The organism is Nonomuraea sp. NPDC049486 (assembly GCF_040676925.1).
Taxonomy (GTDB): domain Bacteria; phylum Actinomycetota; class Actinomycetes; order Streptosporangiales; family Streptosporangiaceae; genus Nonomuraea; species Nonomuraea ferruginea.
Genome location: NZ_JBFAPV010000001.1, coordinates 812,306 through 827,334, shown reverse-complemented (window position 1 = coordinate 827,334; position 15,029 = coordinate 812,306). Strand labels below are relative to the sequence as shown.

At 72.0% G+C, this 15,029-nt stretch carries 16 protein-coding genes; 6 read left to right on the top strand and 10 right to left on the bottom strand.

Features of this window, described 5'->3' with window-relative positions; all coding sequences use genetic code 11:
- Nucleotides 1-76: 76 nt before the first annotated feature.
- Genes AB0K05_RS03850 through AB0K05_RS03835 form a run of 4 tightly spaced genes read right to left on the bottom strand, consistent with a single transcriptional unit; the run spans nucleotide 77 to nucleotide 3,649 of the window.
- Entirely contained in the window at nucleotides 77-1,486 is a 1,410-nt protein-coding gene (locus AB0K05_RS03850; protein WP_148033886.1) for an NAD-dependent malic enzyme, read from the bottom strand.
- A gap of 56 nt (nucleotides 1,487-1,542) precedes the next feature.
- Nucleotides 1,543-2,172 carry a cytidylate kinase-like family protein gene (locus AB0K05_RS03845; protein ID WP_219551088.1) on the bottom strand — a complete coding sequence of 210 codons (630 nt, stop codon included), beginning with the start codon at nucleotides 2,170-2,172 and terminating at the stop codon, nucleotides 1,543-1,545.
- A gap of 9 nt (nucleotides 2,173-2,181) precedes the next feature.
- Entirely contained in the window at nucleotides 2,182-3,114 is a 933-nt protein-coding gene (locus AB0K05_RS03840; RefSeq protein ID WP_364226379.1) for a tetratricopeptide repeat protein, read from the bottom strand.
- Nucleotides 3,098-3,649, bottom strand: a complete 552-nt coding sequence (locus AB0K05_RS03835; RefSeq protein ID WP_148033889.1) for a MarR family transcriptional regulator — start codon at nucleotides 3,647-3,649, stop codon at nucleotides 3,098-3,100. Before AB0K05_RS03835 ends, AB0K05_RS03840 begins: the two co-directional genes overlap by 17 nt.
- Nucleotides 3,650-3,883: 234 nt before the next feature.
- On the opposite strand from AB0K05_RS03835, the gene AB0K05_RS03830 reads away from it, so the two are divergent.
- From AB0K05_RS03830 to AB0K05_RS03820, 3 genes are all read left to right on the top strand, one after another.
- Entirely contained in the window at nucleotides 3,884-5,263 is a 1,380-nt protein-coding gene (locus AB0K05_RS03830; protein WP_148033890.1) for a hypothetical protein, read from the top strand.
- Between the two features lie 24 nt (nucleotides 5,264-5,287).
- Nucleotides 5,288-5,959, top strand: a complete 672-nt coding sequence (locus AB0K05_RS03825) for a DUF4230 domain-containing protein (protein WP_148033891.1) — start codon at nucleotides 5,288-5,290, stop codon at nucleotides 5,957-5,959.
- Between the two features lie 122 nt (nucleotides 5,960-6,081).
- On the top strand, nucleotides 6,082-6,234 hold the full coding sequence (locus AB0K05_RS03820) for a hypothetical protein (protein ID WP_187281349.1): 153 nt from the start codon (nucleotides 6,082-6,084) through the stop codon (nucleotides 6,232-6,234).
- A gap of 113 nt (nucleotides 6,235-6,347) precedes the next feature.
- On the opposite strand, the gene AB0K05_RS03815 is transcribed toward AB0K05_RS03820, so the two are convergent.
- Nucleotides 6,348-7,538 (bottom strand): acetyl-CoA C-acetyltransferase, encoded by a 1,191-nt coding sequence (locus AB0K05_RS03815; protein WP_219551082.1) that lies wholly within the window; start codon nucleotides 7,536-7,538, stop codon nucleotides 6,348-6,350.
- An 82-nt stretch (nucleotides 7,539-7,620) separates the two neighbouring features.
- Here AB0K05_RS03815 and mce point away from each other — a divergent pair, with 82 nt between their 5' ends.
- From mce to AB0K05_RS03800, 3 genes are all read left to right on the top strand, one after another.
- Nucleotides 7,621-8,043, top strand: a complete 423-nt coding sequence (gene mce / locus AB0K05_RS03810) for a methylmalonyl-CoA epimerase (protein ID WP_148034891.1) — start codon at nucleotides 7,621-7,623, stop codon at nucleotides 8,041-8,043.
- A 192-nt stretch (nucleotides 8,044-8,235) separates the two neighbouring features.
- Nucleotides 8,236-9,534 carry a DivIVA domain-containing protein gene (locus AB0K05_RS03805; protein ID WP_364226373.1) on the top strand — a complete coding sequence of 433 codons (1,299 nt, stop codon included), beginning with the start codon at nucleotides 8,236-8,238 and terminating at the stop codon, nucleotides 9,532-9,534.
- A 121-nt stretch (nucleotides 9,535-9,655) separates the two neighbouring features.
- A complete protein-coding gene (locus AB0K05_RS03800) occupies nucleotides 9,656-10,909 on the top strand; it encodes an AI-2E family transporter (protein WP_148033894.1) in 1,254 nt (417 codons plus the stop codon).
- Here the strand turns inward: AB0K05_RS03800 and AB0K05_RS03795 are convergent.
- From AB0K05_RS03795 to AB0K05_RS03775, 5 genes are all read right to left on the bottom strand, one after another.
- The gene (locus tag AB0K05_RS03795; RefSeq protein WP_364226370.1) at nucleotides 10,869-11,663 is read right to left on the bottom strand and encodes an alpha/beta fold hydrolase; all 795 of its coding nucleotides are present in this window, start codon (nucleotides 11,661-11,663) and stop codon (nucleotides 10,869-10,871) included. The two genes, AB0K05_RS03800 and AB0K05_RS03795, sit on opposite strands and share 41 nt — an antisense overlap.
- Before the next feature lie 80 nt (nucleotides 11,664-11,743).
- Entirely contained in the window at nucleotides 11,744-12,502 is a 759-nt protein-coding gene (locus tag AB0K05_RS03790; RefSeq protein ID WP_219551072.1) for an SDR family NAD(P)-dependent oxidoreductase, read from the bottom strand.
- A 40-nt stretch (nucleotides 12,503-12,542) separates the two neighbouring features.
- Complete coding sequence (locus AB0K05_RS03785; RefSeq protein ID WP_148033897.1) at nucleotides 12,543-13,247, bottom strand: alpha/beta fold hydrolase; 705 nt, start codon at nucleotides 13,245-13,247, stop codon at nucleotides 12,543-12,545.
- A gap of 31 nt (nucleotides 13,248-13,278) precedes the next feature.
- Nucleotides 13,279-13,569: an ATP/GTP-binding protein gene (locus tag AB0K05_RS03780; protein WP_148033898.1), complete on the bottom strand. Its 291-nt coding sequence runs from the start codon at nucleotides 13,567-13,569 to the stop codon at nucleotides 13,279-13,281.
- Nucleotides 13,566-15,014, bottom strand: coding sequence for a 3-hydroxyacyl-CoA dehydrogenase NAD-binding domain-containing protein (locus tag AB0K05_RS03775; protein ID WP_364226365.1), 1,449 nt, complete (start codon nucleotides 15,012-15,014; stop codon nucleotides 13,566-13,568). The genes AB0K05_RS03780 and AB0K05_RS03775 overlap by 4 nt, the downstream gene beginning before the upstream one ends.
- Between the last annotated feature and the right edge of the window lie 15 nt (nucleotides 15,015-15,029).

The window sequence follows — 15,029 nt, the reverse complement described above, 5'->3', positions numbered from 1 at the left end:
GTTCGCGGGCACGGGAAGGGGCCGCGCCCGGACCCGTGAGGATCCGCGGCCCGGCCCGGGAGGACCCGCGGAAGGGTCAGGCCTCGGTGAAGCCGCGGGCGCGGCCGCCCGCCGACTCGCGGACCGCCGCCGCGACCGCGCCCGCCACGTCCGGGTGGAAGACGCTCGGGATGATGTAGTTGGGCCCCAGCTCCTCCGTCGTCACCACGGCGGCGAGGGCGCGGGCCGCGGCCAGGAGCATCTCCTCCGTGACCTCGGTGGCCTGCGCGTCGAGCAGACCGCGGAAGACGCCGGGGAACGCCAGCACGTTGTTGATCTGGTTGGGGTAGTCGGAGCGCCCGGTGGCCACCACCGCGCAGTGCTCGCGGGCCTCGTCGGGCGACACCTCGGGCTCGGGGTTGGCCAGCGCGAACACCACGGCGCCCGGCGCCATGGCGGCGATGTCGTCACCGGTGAGGATGCCCGGCGCCGACACGCCCACGAAGACGTCGGCGCCCTTGACCGCGCCGCGCAGGTCGCCGGAGTAGCCCTCGGCGTTGGTGTGCTCGGCGATCCAGCGCAGCGAGTCGTCGAGGTCGTCGCGGGTGCGGCAGACGGCGCCGCGGTAGTCGCAGACGATCACGTTGCGCGCGCCCGCCGCCAGCAGCAGCCGCAGCACCGCGTTGCCCGCCGCGCCCGCGCCCGCCATGGTGATGCGCACGTCCTCCAGCTTCTTGTCGACCACGCGCAGGGCGTTGGTGAGCGCGGCCAGCACGCAGATGGCGGTGCCGTGCTGGTCGTCGTGGAAGACCGGGATGTCGAGCAGCTCGCGCAGCCGCCGCTCCACCTCGAAGCAGCGCGGGGCGCCGATGTCTTCGAGGTTGATGCCGCCGAAGCCGGGGGCGAGGAGCTGGACGGTCCGGACGATCTCGTCGACGTCCTGGGTGTCGAGGCAGATGGGCCAGGCGTCGATGCCGGCGAACCGCTTGAACAGCGCCGCCTTGCCCTCCATCACCGGCAGCGCCGCCTCCGGCCCGATGTTGCCCAGCCCGAGCACGGCCGAGCCGTCGGTGACGACGGCGACGGTGTTGCGCTTGATGGTGAGGCGGCGCGCGTCCTCCTTGTTGCGGGCGATCGCCATGGACACCCGCGCCACGCCCGGCGTGTAGGCCATGGACAGCTCGTCACGGTTGCGCAGCGGCACCTTCGACTGCATCTCGATCTTGCCGCCGAGGTGCATGAGGAAGGTCCGGTCGGAGACCTTGTGGATGACCACGCTCTCGACGGCTTCGAGCTGGTCGACGATGGCCTGGGCGTGGTCGGTGTCGCGGGCCGCGCAGGTGACGTCGATCCGGAGCTTCTCGTGGCCGGCGTTGGTGACGTCGAGGGCGGTCACGACGCCCCCCGCCGACTCTACGGCGTGGGTGAGCTGGCTGACGGCCTTGCCCCCGGCCGGCACCTCCAGCCGCACGGTGATGGAGTACGACACACTGGGGACGGTCGCCACGTCAATCGCTCCTTCGCGCCTGCCCATGAAGTGCTCCCATGTTAGGGGTGTTCGGGTCAAGCCAGCGCCTCGGCCGCCATGACGATCATGTCGGCGCACACCGGCACCGGGAGCACGGTGCTGTCGATCACCAGGTGATACAGGCAGCAATCGGACGGGTCCGCGCGGTAGAAGTGGCGGACGTAGGCGTTCCTGGCGCGGTCGTTGTCCTCGATGACCTTGCGGGCCTCCCGCTCGGTCGTCGCGCCCAGCCGGGCCGCCTGACGGACCCGCCGCTCCAGCGGTGCGTCGAGCCGTACGTGCAGCGCCCCGGGCAGATCGGCGAGCACGATCGCCCCCGCCCTGCCCAGGAAGACGCCGCCCTGGGTGCGGGCGGTGTCGCGGAGCACCTGCTCGGTGCGCCGGACGAACTCCTCCGGCGCGTGCGGCAGCGGGCCCGGGACGTACATGTCGACGCCGCCGAACGTCACGGTCGGCAGCCGCAGTGTCCCCGACAGCAGGCGGCCGAGGCCGTGCTCGGCGCGGTCGTCGTAGGTCAGGGCCTCCTCGAGGGTGCAGCCCAGCTCTCCGGCGACGGCGCCGGGGATCGCCCGGTCGACGAAGGGCACGCCCAGCCGTTCGGCGACGGCCGGGCCCACCTGGTGGCCGGCGGTGCCGTAGGTCGCCGAAATTGTGACGACTCGCACACCTTCAGGTTAGAACAGGGCGCTCGCGAGCGCTCGCCGGGCTTTCGCCAGGGACGGGTCCTCGGCGGGCAGCGTCTCGAACAGGCCCAGCAGGTGGACGCGGGCCTTGTCGCGGTCGTCGCCGGAGGTGCGCTTGACCACCGCGATGATCCGCTCGAACGCCTGGTCGACGGAGCCGGACAGCATCTCCAGGTCGGCGGCCAGAAGGTGCGCGTCGATGTCGGCGGGGTCCTGCAGGCGGCGCTGCACGTCGTCCGGGTCGGCGTCGGACGTGCGCTTGATCAGCCTGACGCCGGCGAGCCCCATCCTGGCGTCCTCGTCGCCGGGCACGCGGGCGAGCAGTCGCTCGTAGGCGGCCGCGGCGGCGTCGAGGTCGCCCTGGTCGATGGCCTGCTCGGCGGCGACCAGGTCGGGGTCGGCAGGCGGCGCCTCCGGCTCGCCCGGCCCCTCGGCGGGCGGCCTGGCCCCCGGGTTGGCCTGGTAGAACTGCTCCACGGCGGCCATCAGCTCGTCGAGCCAGCGGCGCACCTCCGGCTCGGGCAGCACCTGCTGGAACCCGGTGACGGCCTGCCCCTGGAAGATCGCCAGGACGGTCGGCACGGCCTGCACGCGCAGCGCCTGCGCGATCTGCGGGCTGCCGTCGACGTTGACCTTGGCGAGCACGGCCCTGCCGCCCAGGTCGCCGACGACCTTCTCCAGCACCGGGCTGAGCTGGGCGCTGCCGGGCGCCCGCGGCGACCACAGGTCGAGCACGACGGGCACGCTCATCGAGCGGTCGATGACGTCGGTGGTGAACGTCTCCTCGGTCACGTCGACGACCGAGGCCGATGAGGCTGCCTGGGCACCACCGGTCTCCCGCCGGGCCTGCGCCTCCAGAGCCTGCTTACGTGCGCCCAGATCGACCGCTCCGTAGAGCGATCCGGGCCTAGAGAAGTCCGCCATGCTCCTCATCTTGCCCCATCGGGGGGACCGAGAAGTCACCCGCCGCCACCCGCAACGTGCGCAGCAGGTCGAACATCCGGCCAAGCTCGCTCTCGGCGTACATGCCCAGGCCGAACTCGGCGGTCATGAGATCGCCCGTGGCGCGCCGCACGACGTCGCGACCGGCCTCGGTGATCTCGGCGAGCACGCCCCGGCCGTCGCGCGGGTTGGGCAGGCGGCGCACCAGCCCGGACCTCTCCAGCCGGCCGACGGTGTTCGTGACGCTCGTCGGGTGGACCATCAGCCGTTCGCCGATCTTCCACAGCGGCAGCGCCCCGGTCTTGCTGAAGGTCAGCAGCACCAGGGCCTCGTAGCGGGCGAAGGTCAGGTCGTACGGCTTCAGCAGCGAGTCGAGCTGGGACAGCAGGATCTGGTGGGCTCTCATGATCGACGTGACGGCGGCCATGGCGGACGAGGGCCCGAAGTGATCGCGCCAGGTCTCCGCGGCACGGTCGATGGGGTCGAACGGCAGGTTGAGCGGCTTGGGCTGCGACACGCAGATACGTTAGCGCGCTGCTCGTCCAGTTTCGTCTGCTTACGGAGCGCAATCGCATTCTCCGCTTGGCCAAGAATCCGGGCGTCCTTCATCACGCTCCGTTATGGTTCTCGCATCGAATGGTGACGGGGGAGCCAAGTCCATCAGCCGTGTGGGGACCGGCCGGACTGCCGGCTCCCCCTGTCGCCGACGGGGCACGGGGGGTGCTTTTGATGAACTTCATTGGGATGACGCGTGCGTGAGCACGGGGGCGTTTCACGCGAGGAGCTGAAGCAGGGCGCGGCCGTCACGGTGGCCGTATTGCTCGCGCTCGGCCTGGTCGCGGCGTGGAGCGTCCTGATCCCCGGCGTGGACGCGTGGGAGAACATCGTGGCGGCGGTCATCGGCTCGCTCAGGCTGACCGGGCCCGTCGCCGCCGCCTTCGCCGCCTGGGTGGCCCTGCGCAAGCGCCGGGCCTCGCGCGACCTGCCGCTGACGACCTGGCGCGCGCTGAAGGCGCCGCTGGCGATCGTGCTGGTGGTGCTGGGCTCCTTCGCCGCGACCGTGCTGGTGCTGGCCGTCAAGACGGTGCTCACCGAGCAGGCGGGCCGGCTCAGCCTGACGGGCCTGGGCATGGGCATGGCGGGGCTGGCCCTCTACTCGGTGATCGGGTGGGTGGCCGGCTGGGTCCTGCCGTACGCGCCGACCGCGCCGCTGGCCGGGCTGGGCTGCTACGCCCTGTTCAGCTGGGTCGCCGACGGCGACGGCTGGGCCGACCGTCTCGCACCCGGTACGGGCGAGCCGTACGACCTGTTCCAGGGGCTGAGCGGCACCGTCTTCGTCAACCAGATCATCTGGCTGCTCGGCGTGACCGGGGCGCTGCTGCTGGGCTGGGCCGCGCTGGTCACCCGGCAGGCCGTGGTGCTGGCCTTCGCGCTGCTGGCGGTGCTGGCGGCCGGCACGGGCGTGGCGCGGGTGCTCGGCGAGCCGCGGCCCGCGGCCGCCCAGGACATCGCCTACAGCTGTCAGGAGTGGCCCATCACGGTCTGCGTCCATCCCGGCATGCGGGGCGGGCTGACCGAGCTCGGCGCCGCCTTCACCGAGATCGCCTCCCGCCTGGCCGAGACGCCCGCCGCGTTCACCCGGGTGGAGCAGCGGCCGCTGGACGACCCGCTCAAGCCCTCGAACGGGCTGGCGCCGATCCACGTGCCGGACCTGTCGGCGGGGTTCGCCGAGGAGGCCGTGCACGAGTACGTCGAGGCCCTGGCCGCCCGGTGTCCCGGCAGGCCGGCCGACGGCTACCGCGAGATCGTGACGGCCTGGCTGCGCGGCGAGCCGCTGCCCGGGGGGCCGCTGCTGGAGCACGAGTACGCCGCCGCCTGGTTCTCCGGACTGAACGAGCACCAGCGCCGCGAGTGGCTGCGCATGTTCTTCAGCGACTTCCAGGCCTGCAAGCTGTCGGCCACCCACTTCGGCGGCGGCCCGGCCGGCACTCCGCCCCAGGCCGCCACCCCGGTGGCCACGCAGGTGCACCAGGAGAGCGCCCCGCAGGTCTACCCGGTCTACCCTGACCCGAGCGGGCACCCCTCGCCGAACTGGGGACCGGAGATGTCACCTCATGGGTGGCACAGATGATCGATCCGGGGGTAGTCAGGGGGCATGACGACTTCGCAGACGGCGCCCTCGGCGGTCTCTCCTCGCCGGCGCCGCACGTGGCGATATGTGGCGGGGCTGCTGGTCGTGGCGGTCCTGCTGGTGGTGGCCGGGCGGCTGGCCTGGTCCTGGCTCAATCCCATGGGCACGCAGACCGTCGACCGCAGCCAGCCGGTGCTGCTCGAATCGATCAAGGACCTGAGCAGGTTCGAGGCCGCGACGGGCACCTTCCAGGTCGTGGTCGACCTGGAGAAGGACGCCAACTTCCTGCCTGACGCGGTCAAGGGCACCCGCACCCTCTTCGTCGGCGCCGGCGGCGTGGACGCGTACGTCGACTTCGCCGGCCTGGCCGGCGACGCGCTGACCGTGTCGGAGGACCGCACCGCGGTCACGGTCACCCTCCCCCGCGCCCAGTTGGAGAAGCCCAACCTGGACAACGAGCGCTCCTACGTCTTCGCCCAGCGGCGGGGGCTGTTCGACCGGGTGGAGGACTTCCTGTCCGGCTCTCCGGCCGACCAGCGGGAGCTGTACGTGCTCGCCGAACGCAAGATCGCCGAGGCGGCCGCCTCCAGCGACCTGCGGGCCCGGGCCGACGCCAACACCCGGACCATGCTGGAGGGCATGCTGAAGTCGCTCGGCTTCACCAAGGTCACGGTCAAGTTCGCGGACGAGCCCTAGGCACCCTTAGACGCGGGCCGGCCACGGCTGAGGCCGGGAGATAAGGCATCCGCCCGATGTGCCGCCACGGGCCTTAGGACGAATCTTGAGAGTGCGGAGAAACGACCACGAGGAGCACTCTCATGAACGCCGAGTTCGAGTACACCGTCATGCAGCATCGGGCGCGCGAGCTGCGCCAGGAGGCCGCCGAGCGACGGCTGGCCCGCGCGGCGGCCAGGGCGCGCAAGCCCGAGCGCCGTCACCGCTCCCTCTTCGGCCTGCTGCGCGAGTCATGACCATGCCAAGGACGCCCGGCCGCACCCTCCCTCGCGGCCGGGCGCATCTCCCCCCCTAGCGACACGCACCGGCGCGCCCGCTCCCCTGGGTTCGGGGAGCGGGCGCGCGGGTGTTACGCGTTCTTCGGCACGCTGATGATCAGCGCGTCACCCTGGCCGCCGCCGCCGCACAGGGCCGCGGCGCCGACGCCGCCGCCGCGCCGCTTCAGCTCGTGGGCGAGGGTGAGCACGATGCGGGCGCCGGACGCGCCGATGGGGTGGCCGAGCGCGATGCCGCCGCCGTTGACGTTCACGATGTCCATCGGCACGCCCAGCTCCTTGACCGACTGGATCACCACGCTGGCGAACGCCTCGTTGATCTCGATCAGGTCCAGGTCCTGCGGGCTCAGCCCTTGCTTGGCCAGGGCGTGCTTGATGGCGTTGGCCGGCTGCGACTGCAGGGAGGAGTCGGGGCCCGCGACGTTGCCGTGGCGGCCGATCTCGGCCAGCCACTCCAGGCCCAGCTCCTCGGCCTTGGCCTTGGACATCACCACCACCGCGCAGGCGCCGTCGGAGATCTGCGACGCCGAGCCGGCCGTGATGGTGCCGTCGGCCGCGAACGCGGGCCGCAGCCTGGCCAGCGTCTCGGCAGTGGTGTCGCCGCGCACGCCCTCGTCGTCCTTGACCACCAGCGGCTCGCCGCGCCGCTGCGGGATCTCCACCGGCACGATCTCCGGCTCGAACGCGCCGTTCTTGGCCGCCGCGGCGGCGAGCTGGTGGGAGCGGGCCGACACGGCGTCCTGCTCCTCGCGGCCGATGCCCAGCCGCGTGTTGTAGCGCTCGGTCGACTCGCCCATCGCGCACTGGTCGAACGCGCAGAACAGGCCGTCATGGGCCATCGAGTCGAGGATCTCGGCGCTTCCGTACTTGACCCCCTTGCGCATGCCGGGCAGCAGGTGCGGGGCGTTGGTCATCGACTCCATGCCGCCCGCGACCACGATGTCGAACTCGCCCGCGCGGATGAGCTGGTCGGCCATGGCGATGGCGTCCAGGCCCGACAGGCACACCTTGTTGATCGTGATGGACGGGACCGTCATCGGGATGCCCGCCTTGACCGCCGCCTGGCGGGAGGGGAGCTGACCCGACCCGGCCTGCAGCACCTGGCCCAGGATCACGTACTCGACGGCCTCCGGCGCCACCCCGGCACGGTCCAGCGCGGCCTTGACCGCGATGGCGCCCAGGTCCACCGCCCTCAGGCCGGACAGCGAGCCGAGCAGTTTTCCGATGGGGGTACGCGCTCCGGCGACGATGACGGAACCAGACATGCGGGGCCTCCTGTGCACACGAGGGGAGCTCTTTGACACCATACCTATCGGTAGCAGGGTGTTCGCTATGGAGGTGGCCCACATGTTCATGCGCATCGACCACATCGGGATCGCGTGCAACGACCTCGAAGAGAAGATCGCGCTCTTCTCTGAACTGTTCGAGCTGGAGGTGGTCGCCCGCGAGGTCAACGAGGAGCAGGGGGTGAAGGAGGCCATGCTGCGCATCGCCGACGCCGACGGCGGCGGCTCCTACATCCAGCTGCTCGAACCGCTCTCGCCCGACTCCCCCGTGGGGAAATTCCTCGCCAAGAGGGGTGAGGGAGTGCACCACGTGGCGTTCGGCGTCCCGGACGTCGCGGAGGCGATGTCCAAGATCGGCGACAAGGGCGTCCGGCTGCTCGACGAGCGCCCCCGTCACGGTTCCATGGACTCCCGGATCGCGTTTCTGCACCCCAAGGACGTGGGAGGAATGCTGACCGAGTTGGTGCAAGCGGCCAAGGGCTAGCAAACGCAAAAATCGTTCATAAGTAACTAGTCACGCAGAAACCCGGACGGGGCTTCGTACTCGGCATCGGCGGAGTACGCTGGCCTTCCACCGGACATGGAGCCTGCCCCGAGGCACGGGCTCCAGGCTCGGATGCCCCGAACCCCCCGTCCGGCCCGTGTAGCCGTCTCGACAACCCAGGATCGAGCCTCCATGCAGTCCGACATCGACGCCCAGCTCAACAACTTCTTCGAGGACGCACCAGCCCGCGAGTTCGACGTGGTGCTCCGAGGTTACGACCGGCATCAGGTCCACGACCACCTGAAGCAGCTCGACGCCGAGTTGCGCCAGGCTCGCGAGCAGACCACGTCCTTGCAGCGCGAGCTCTCCGACTCCCAGCGCCAGCTGCAGGAGCAGGAGCGGCCCACCTACTCCGGTCTCGGCGCCCGTATCGAACAGCTGCTCCGCCTGGCGGAAGAACAGGCCACGGAGCTCGTCCAGGCGGCCAGGTCCGAGGCCAACGAGATCAAGGCCGCGGCCAAGGTCGAGGCGGCCGACCTGCGTGCCGCCGCGGAGGCCGAGGCGGCCGAGAAGCGGGCGCAGGCGACGCGCGAGAGCGAGGAGATGCGCACCAGCGCCGAGCGCGACGCCGAGGAGATCCGCTCGACCGCCCGCCGCGAGTCCGACGAGCTGACGGCGACCACCGAGCGCGAGGTGGCCAAGCTCCGCGCCACCGCCGACCACGAGGTCGCGGAGAAGCGGGCCGACGCCGAGCGCGAGATCGCCAAGCTGCGCACCACCACCGAGCGCGAGGTCGCCCAGCTGCGAGCCTCGACCAAGCGCGAGCGCGACGAGGTCCTGACCACCGCCAAGCGGCAGGCCGACGAGATGCGCGCGCAGGCTCAGCGGGTGCTGGAGGAGTCCGAGGCCAAGCGGGCGCAGGACGAGGCCGAGTTCGAGATCCAGCTCGCCGCCCGGCGCGAGGAGGCGGAGCGCCAGGAGGCCGAGCGCCACGCCGCCACCCAGGCCGCGACGCAGAAGCTGGTGGCCGAGGCGGAGCAGCGCGCCGCCACCGCCGAGTCCCGGGCCACGAAGGCGACCCAGCAGGCCGAGCAGACCCGCCGCGAGGCCGACCTGCACGCCAAGCAGCTGGTCGCCAACGCGCGCAAGAACTCCGAGCAGATCGTCGCCGAGGCCAAGAGCAGCGCCGAGACCATCGTCACCGAGGCGAAGAACGAAGCCGAGCGCACCCGCACCTCGATGCAGCGCCAGGTCGACGAGCTGACCCGCCAGCGCGACAGCATCACCAGCCACCTCGCCCAGCTGCGCCAGCTGCTCGGCGGCGCGGCGCTGCCGGGCCTCGACCCCGACCCCGCCGTCACCGCGGCCCCGCCGAAGCCGGCCATCGCCGCCGCGTCGGTCGACGACCACCCGGCCCCGGTGGCCGCCCCGGCGGCTCCCGCCAAGGCCGCGAGCAAGTCCGACGACGACGCCGAGTGGTGGCAGGAGTAGGCCGGCACGAGGGGCGTCCCGGGCCGGCTGCACGGGGATCGATCGCATAACCGGAGAGAGCCTGGCGACCAAGGTCGCTAGGCTCTCTCTCGTTGTGCGCCCCCCTCGTGCAGGAGACCCCGTGACCGCAGCAGCCGAGCCCGCCGGAGCGGACTCCCTCCCGAGCCCGGAGCCTCCCGCGGACCCGCCCTCCGCCCTCACGGACGGGGCCAGGACGGCCGCGCCGGCCGGGTCCGGAGATCACGCTCAGGCCACCCCGCGTCCCCCGCGCGCGGAGCAGGGCGCGCGCACCGTCATCCCCGGCGACGTCCCCGCGGGGATCTCGCTGGGTTCGTACGGGATGCCGGGGAAGCCGCTGGCCCGGGGCCCATTCCTGTTCGGGCTGACCGGCGGGCTCGGCGTGCTCACCGCCATCGCGATCGCGCAGATGGTCGTCAGCTCGCTGAGCGTGATCATCATGATCGTGGTGGCGATGTTCCTGGCCGTGGGGCTCAACCCGGCGGTTGAGGCGCTGCAGCGGCGCGGCCTGGCCAGGCGGTGGGCGATCACGTCCGTGTTCGCCGCGGTGATCGTGGCGTTCGTGCTGTTCGGCCTGGCCGTGGTGCCGCCGGTCAGCCGGGAGCTCGCCGACTTCGTGGCGGCCGTGCCCGGCTACATCCGCGAGCTGAGCAGCCACCCGACGCTGCGCGAGCTCGACGCCGACTACCAGATCCTGCCGCAGCTGGCCACGTTCGTCACGAGCACGCTCGGACCGTCGCTGGCCACCGGCGTGGTGGGAGCCGGGCTGGTGGTGATCGACGGCCTGTTCACCACGGTGACGCTGCTGGTGCTCATGCTCTACTTCCTCGGCTCGCTGCACACGATCAAGGCCTACCTGCTCAAGCTGGTCCCCGCCTCGCGCCGCGACCGCACCGGGGCGATCGCCGAGGAGATCCTGGGCGGCATCGGCGGCTACGTCGCCGGCAACATCCTCATCTCGCTCATCGCCGGCGTGCTGACGTGGATCTTCCTGTCGATCCTGGGCGTGGAGTACGCGCTCGCGCTCTCCCTCGTGGTGGCCCTGACCGACCTGATCCCGCTGGTGGGCGCCACGATCGGGGCCGTGGTGGTGACCGGTGTCGCGCTGCTCGGCTCGCTCCCCGCCGGCATCGCCTGCGCGATCTTCTTCGTGATCTACCAGCAGATCGAGAACTACGTCATCTACCCGAAGGTGATGAAACGCTCGGTCGACGTGACCCCGGCGGTGACCGTGATCGCCGCCCTGGTGGGCGGCACGCTGCTCGGCATCGTGGGCGCGCTGCTGGCCATCCCGGTGGCCGCCGCGATCGCCCTGATCATTCGTGAGATCGTGATACCCCGGCAAGCTCAGAGCTGAGGAAGCGCTCGACAGCGGCGTTGAACGCCTCGGGCTGCTCGACGGCGATCAGATGACCGGCCTTGGAGATGATCTCCAGCCGGCCGTCCTGCACCGCTCCGGCCATGGCCCGGGCGTCCGCCGGCGGCGCCAGCTCGTCCTCGTCGCCCACCAGCACCAGCGCGGGCACCTTGAGCGCGGCCAGCGTGTCGAGGGAGTCGGGCCGCGCGGCCATCGCGCGCTGCGCCCAGGCCACGGCCTTGGGCGGCGCCGACTGCACCAGCCCCTTGACCCGGCCGAACACCATGGCCCTGCGCTGCTTGGTGGTGGTCCCGATCAGGCCAGGCAGCACCTCCTCGACCAGTACGCCACTGCCGTCGGCGAGCACCGCCTGGGCGATGCGCTCGCGGTTGTCGCGGGCGGGCGCGGCGTCGGGGCTCGCCTTGGTGGCGGCCAGGATGACGCCCAGCACGCGGTCGGGGTGGCGGCGGCAGAACGCCATGGTCACGTAACCGCCCATCGACAACCCTCCGATGACCGCCCGCTCGACGCCTTCCCCGTCGAGCACCCTGGCAACGTCGTCGGCCATGAGGTCGAGTGACGGCTCGTCGTCGCCGAGCCGCGATCCGCCGAAGCCGCGCAGGTCGGGGGTGATCACCCGGCACGCCCTGGCCAGCCCCTCCCGCTGGGCCAGCCACATGGCCGACGAGAGCGGGAACGCGTGGAGCAGTACGACCGGGAGCCCGGTCCCGGCTGTTCTCGTGTAGAGCTGCACGGACCTCACGGTAGCCCGGTTCCCCGCGACAATCACTCCACAGCCGGTGCCGATATGCGGTGAATGGTCCGTCCGGTTCGTCAGGCGGTGGTGAGGCCGCCGTCGACGATCATCATCTGGCCGGTCATGTAGGACGAGGCCTCACTGGCCAGGAACACGGCCGGCTGGGCGATCTCCTCCACCGTGGCCCAGCGGCGCATCGGCACGTTCGCCACCGTCGCCTGTCCGCCGCTCTCGTCGTCCCACAGGTTGCGGTTGAGGTCGGTGGCGGTCCAGCCGGGGCACAGCGCGTTGACCCGTACCCCCGCCGACGCCCATTCCAGGGCCAGCGTCTTGGTCAGGGCCACCAGACCGGCCTTGGCGGCCGCGTACGGGGCCAGGAAGGGCGCGCCGAGCGCGGCCGCGGAGGCGATGTTGATCACGGACCCGCTGCCGCGGCCGAGCAGGTGGGGCGCGGCGGCGTGGCAGACGGCCATGGCGGAGTCGAGGTTGAGCCGCATGATCTTGTCCCAGCCGGCCAGCCGCAGGTCCTTGAACTCGACCAGGAAGTTGGACCCGCCCGCGTTGTTGACCACCACGTCGAGGTGGCCGAGCCCGGCGACGGCCTCGCGCACGACGGCGGCGGCGGTGTCCCTGTCGGTCAGGTCGGCGGGGATGACCACGGCCTCGCGGCCGCGCGCCTGGATCTCCTTGGCCACCTCGGCCAGCGCGTCGGCCGACCGCGCGGTCAGCGCCACGTCGGCGCCCGCCTCGGCGTACGCGAGCGCGATCGCCTTGCCGATGCCCTTGGACGCCCCGGTGACCAGAGCCTTCTTGCCGTCGAGAGCGAACGCGCCCATGTTGCCTCCTCCGTACGGACCGAACGAGATTCTATGGCGGTCACACCTCGGTGGGGAGGGGGTGACGGTCGGGGACGACGCGGCGGACGATCTCGTTCAGCACGACGCGCACGTACGGCTCGCCCACCCACAGGTGCTTGGCGCCCTCGACGCCGACCACCTCGGCCTGCGGCACCCGCGCGAAGCGGCGCCTGGCCTCGTCGGGGCGCAGGTAGTCGTCGAACTCGGGCACCAGCGCGACCAGCGGCCGGCCGAACCGCGCCCAGGCGTCGAGGTCGGTCTCGTTGGCCCTGTGCAGCGGCGGGGACAGCAGGATGGCGCCTTCGACCAGCGGGTCGTGCCCCCACTTGAGCGCCAGCTCGCTGCCGAACGACCAGCCGACCACCCAGACCCTGGGCAGGTCGTGGAACTCGGCGTACTCCAGCGCCGCCGCCACGTCGAACCGCTCGTCCTCGCCGCCGTCGAACGTGCCCTCGGAGGTGCCCCGGTCGGAGGAGGTGCCGCGGGTGTTGAAGCGCAGCACCGCCAGATCGGCCAGCGCGGGCAGGCGGTTGGCGGCCTTCTTGTAGACATGGCTGTCCATGAAGCCGCCGTGGGTCGGCAGCGGGTGCAGCATCACCAGGGTCGCCGCCGGCGGCCGGTCCTCGGGCAGGGCGAGCTCGCCCACCAGGGTCAGGCCGTCGCCGGTGTGCAGCTCGATCGGCTCACGCCGGGCGGGCAGCACGGTCGCCGCGCGAATTTCCACGTCGCTCCTTCGTCCATCGGGGTCGAGTCGGTCAGTAGCGGCTGCGGCCCGGGCCGCGGTCCAGTCTCTTGCGCCAGCACACCGGATGCCAGTGGCGGCGCTCGTCCTCGCCGCCCGGCCAGTCGGGCCAGGTGACCAGGTGCGGCTGGCCGCCCCGGATCTCCTGGTCGCAGCCGGGACAGCGGTAGTCCTTGGTGGAGGTCCCGCCGGTGAGTGAGCGTACTTTCCACTCACCGTCCGGCCACTCCTCCACCCGGTCGGAGCTGCGAGGGAAGACGGGAGGCCGGGCGGGCTCCTTGCGCCGGGCGCGGCGCGGGCTCATGGCCGCGGGAAGGTGCGCACGCCCGCCGTGACGAGCTGGTCGAGCAGCGGCGCGGGGGCGAACGCCGGCTCGCGGTACTCCGCGTACAGCGCCCGCAGCCCGTCGCGCACCACGTCCAGGCCGACGGACTCCAGCGTCTCGAACGGCCCGGCGGGGTAGCCGCAGCCGAGCCGCATGGCCGAGTCGATCTCGTCGATCGAGGCGTAGCCCGACTCGTACATCCGCACGGCGTCGTTGAGATACGGGTAGAGCAGCGCGTCCACCACGAACCCGGCCCGGTCCTTGCAGGCCACCGGGGCCAGCCCGATCACCTTCATCAGGTCGGCGGCCGCGAAGGCCGCCTCCGGGGAGGTGAGGACCGTGGAGACGACCTCGGCCACCCGGCCGCCCACCACGTGGACACCGACCAGCCGCGACGGGTCGGACAGCTGGACGGCGTGCTCGATCACCGGCCGGTCGGCCATCCGGAGCAGCACGTCGGGCTCCGCCGACCGCTTGAACCCGGCGGTGCCCAGCCGCTCGGCCAGCTCGTCGCCGCCCTGCCCGGCGACGTCGAACGTGATCACCGAGGACTTGGCGGGCTCGTGCGGCCGGGGCTCGTCGCCGTAGAAGCCGCGCCCGCTCTTGCGCCCCAGCAGCCGCGCCGAGACCAGCTCGCGCAGCACCGGCGCGGGCGCGTGGCGGCGGTCGCGGGTCTCGTCGAACAGCACGCCCATGATCTCGTAGGCGGTGTCGAGCCCGATCAGGTCGAGCAGTTGGAACGGGCCCATCGGCAGCCCCGCGCCGTCGCGCATCGCCGCGTCGATGTCGTCGCGCCCGGCCACGCCCTGCTCCATCAGCACGGCGGCGTGGTTGAGGTACGGCAGGAGCAGCCGGTTCACCACGAACCCGGCGCGGTCGCCGACGACCACCGCCGTCTTGCCGAGCCGTACGGCCAGCTCGCGCATCGCCGGCACCACGTCGTCGTCGGTCACGACCGTGCGCACCACCTCGGCCAGCCGCATGACCGGCGCCGGGTTGAAGAAGTGGAGGCCCACCACCCGGCCCGGCCGCCCGGTGGCGGCGGCGATCGCGGTGACCGACAGCGAGGAGGTGTTGGTGGCCAGCACCGTCTCCGGCTTGCAGATCCCGTCGAGGTCGTTCATCAGCGCCGTCTTGTAGCCGAGCACCTCGGGGATGGCCTCGACCACCAGGTCCGCCTCGCGCAGGTCCTCGCGGGAGGTGGTGAGCGTGATCCGGCCCAGGACCTCGTCGCGGTCACCGGCCGCCAGCTTGCCCCGGTCGACCGCGCGCTGCGTCGATCTCTCCAGGTGGCCCCGGCCGCGGGCGAGCGCGTCGGCGTCGGCCTCCACCCCGATGACCCGCAGCCCGCCCCGGGCGAACACTTCCGCGATCCCGGCACCCATCGTGCCGAGCCCGACCACTCCCACCATTTCAAACGCCATGCTTGTAGTTTTACA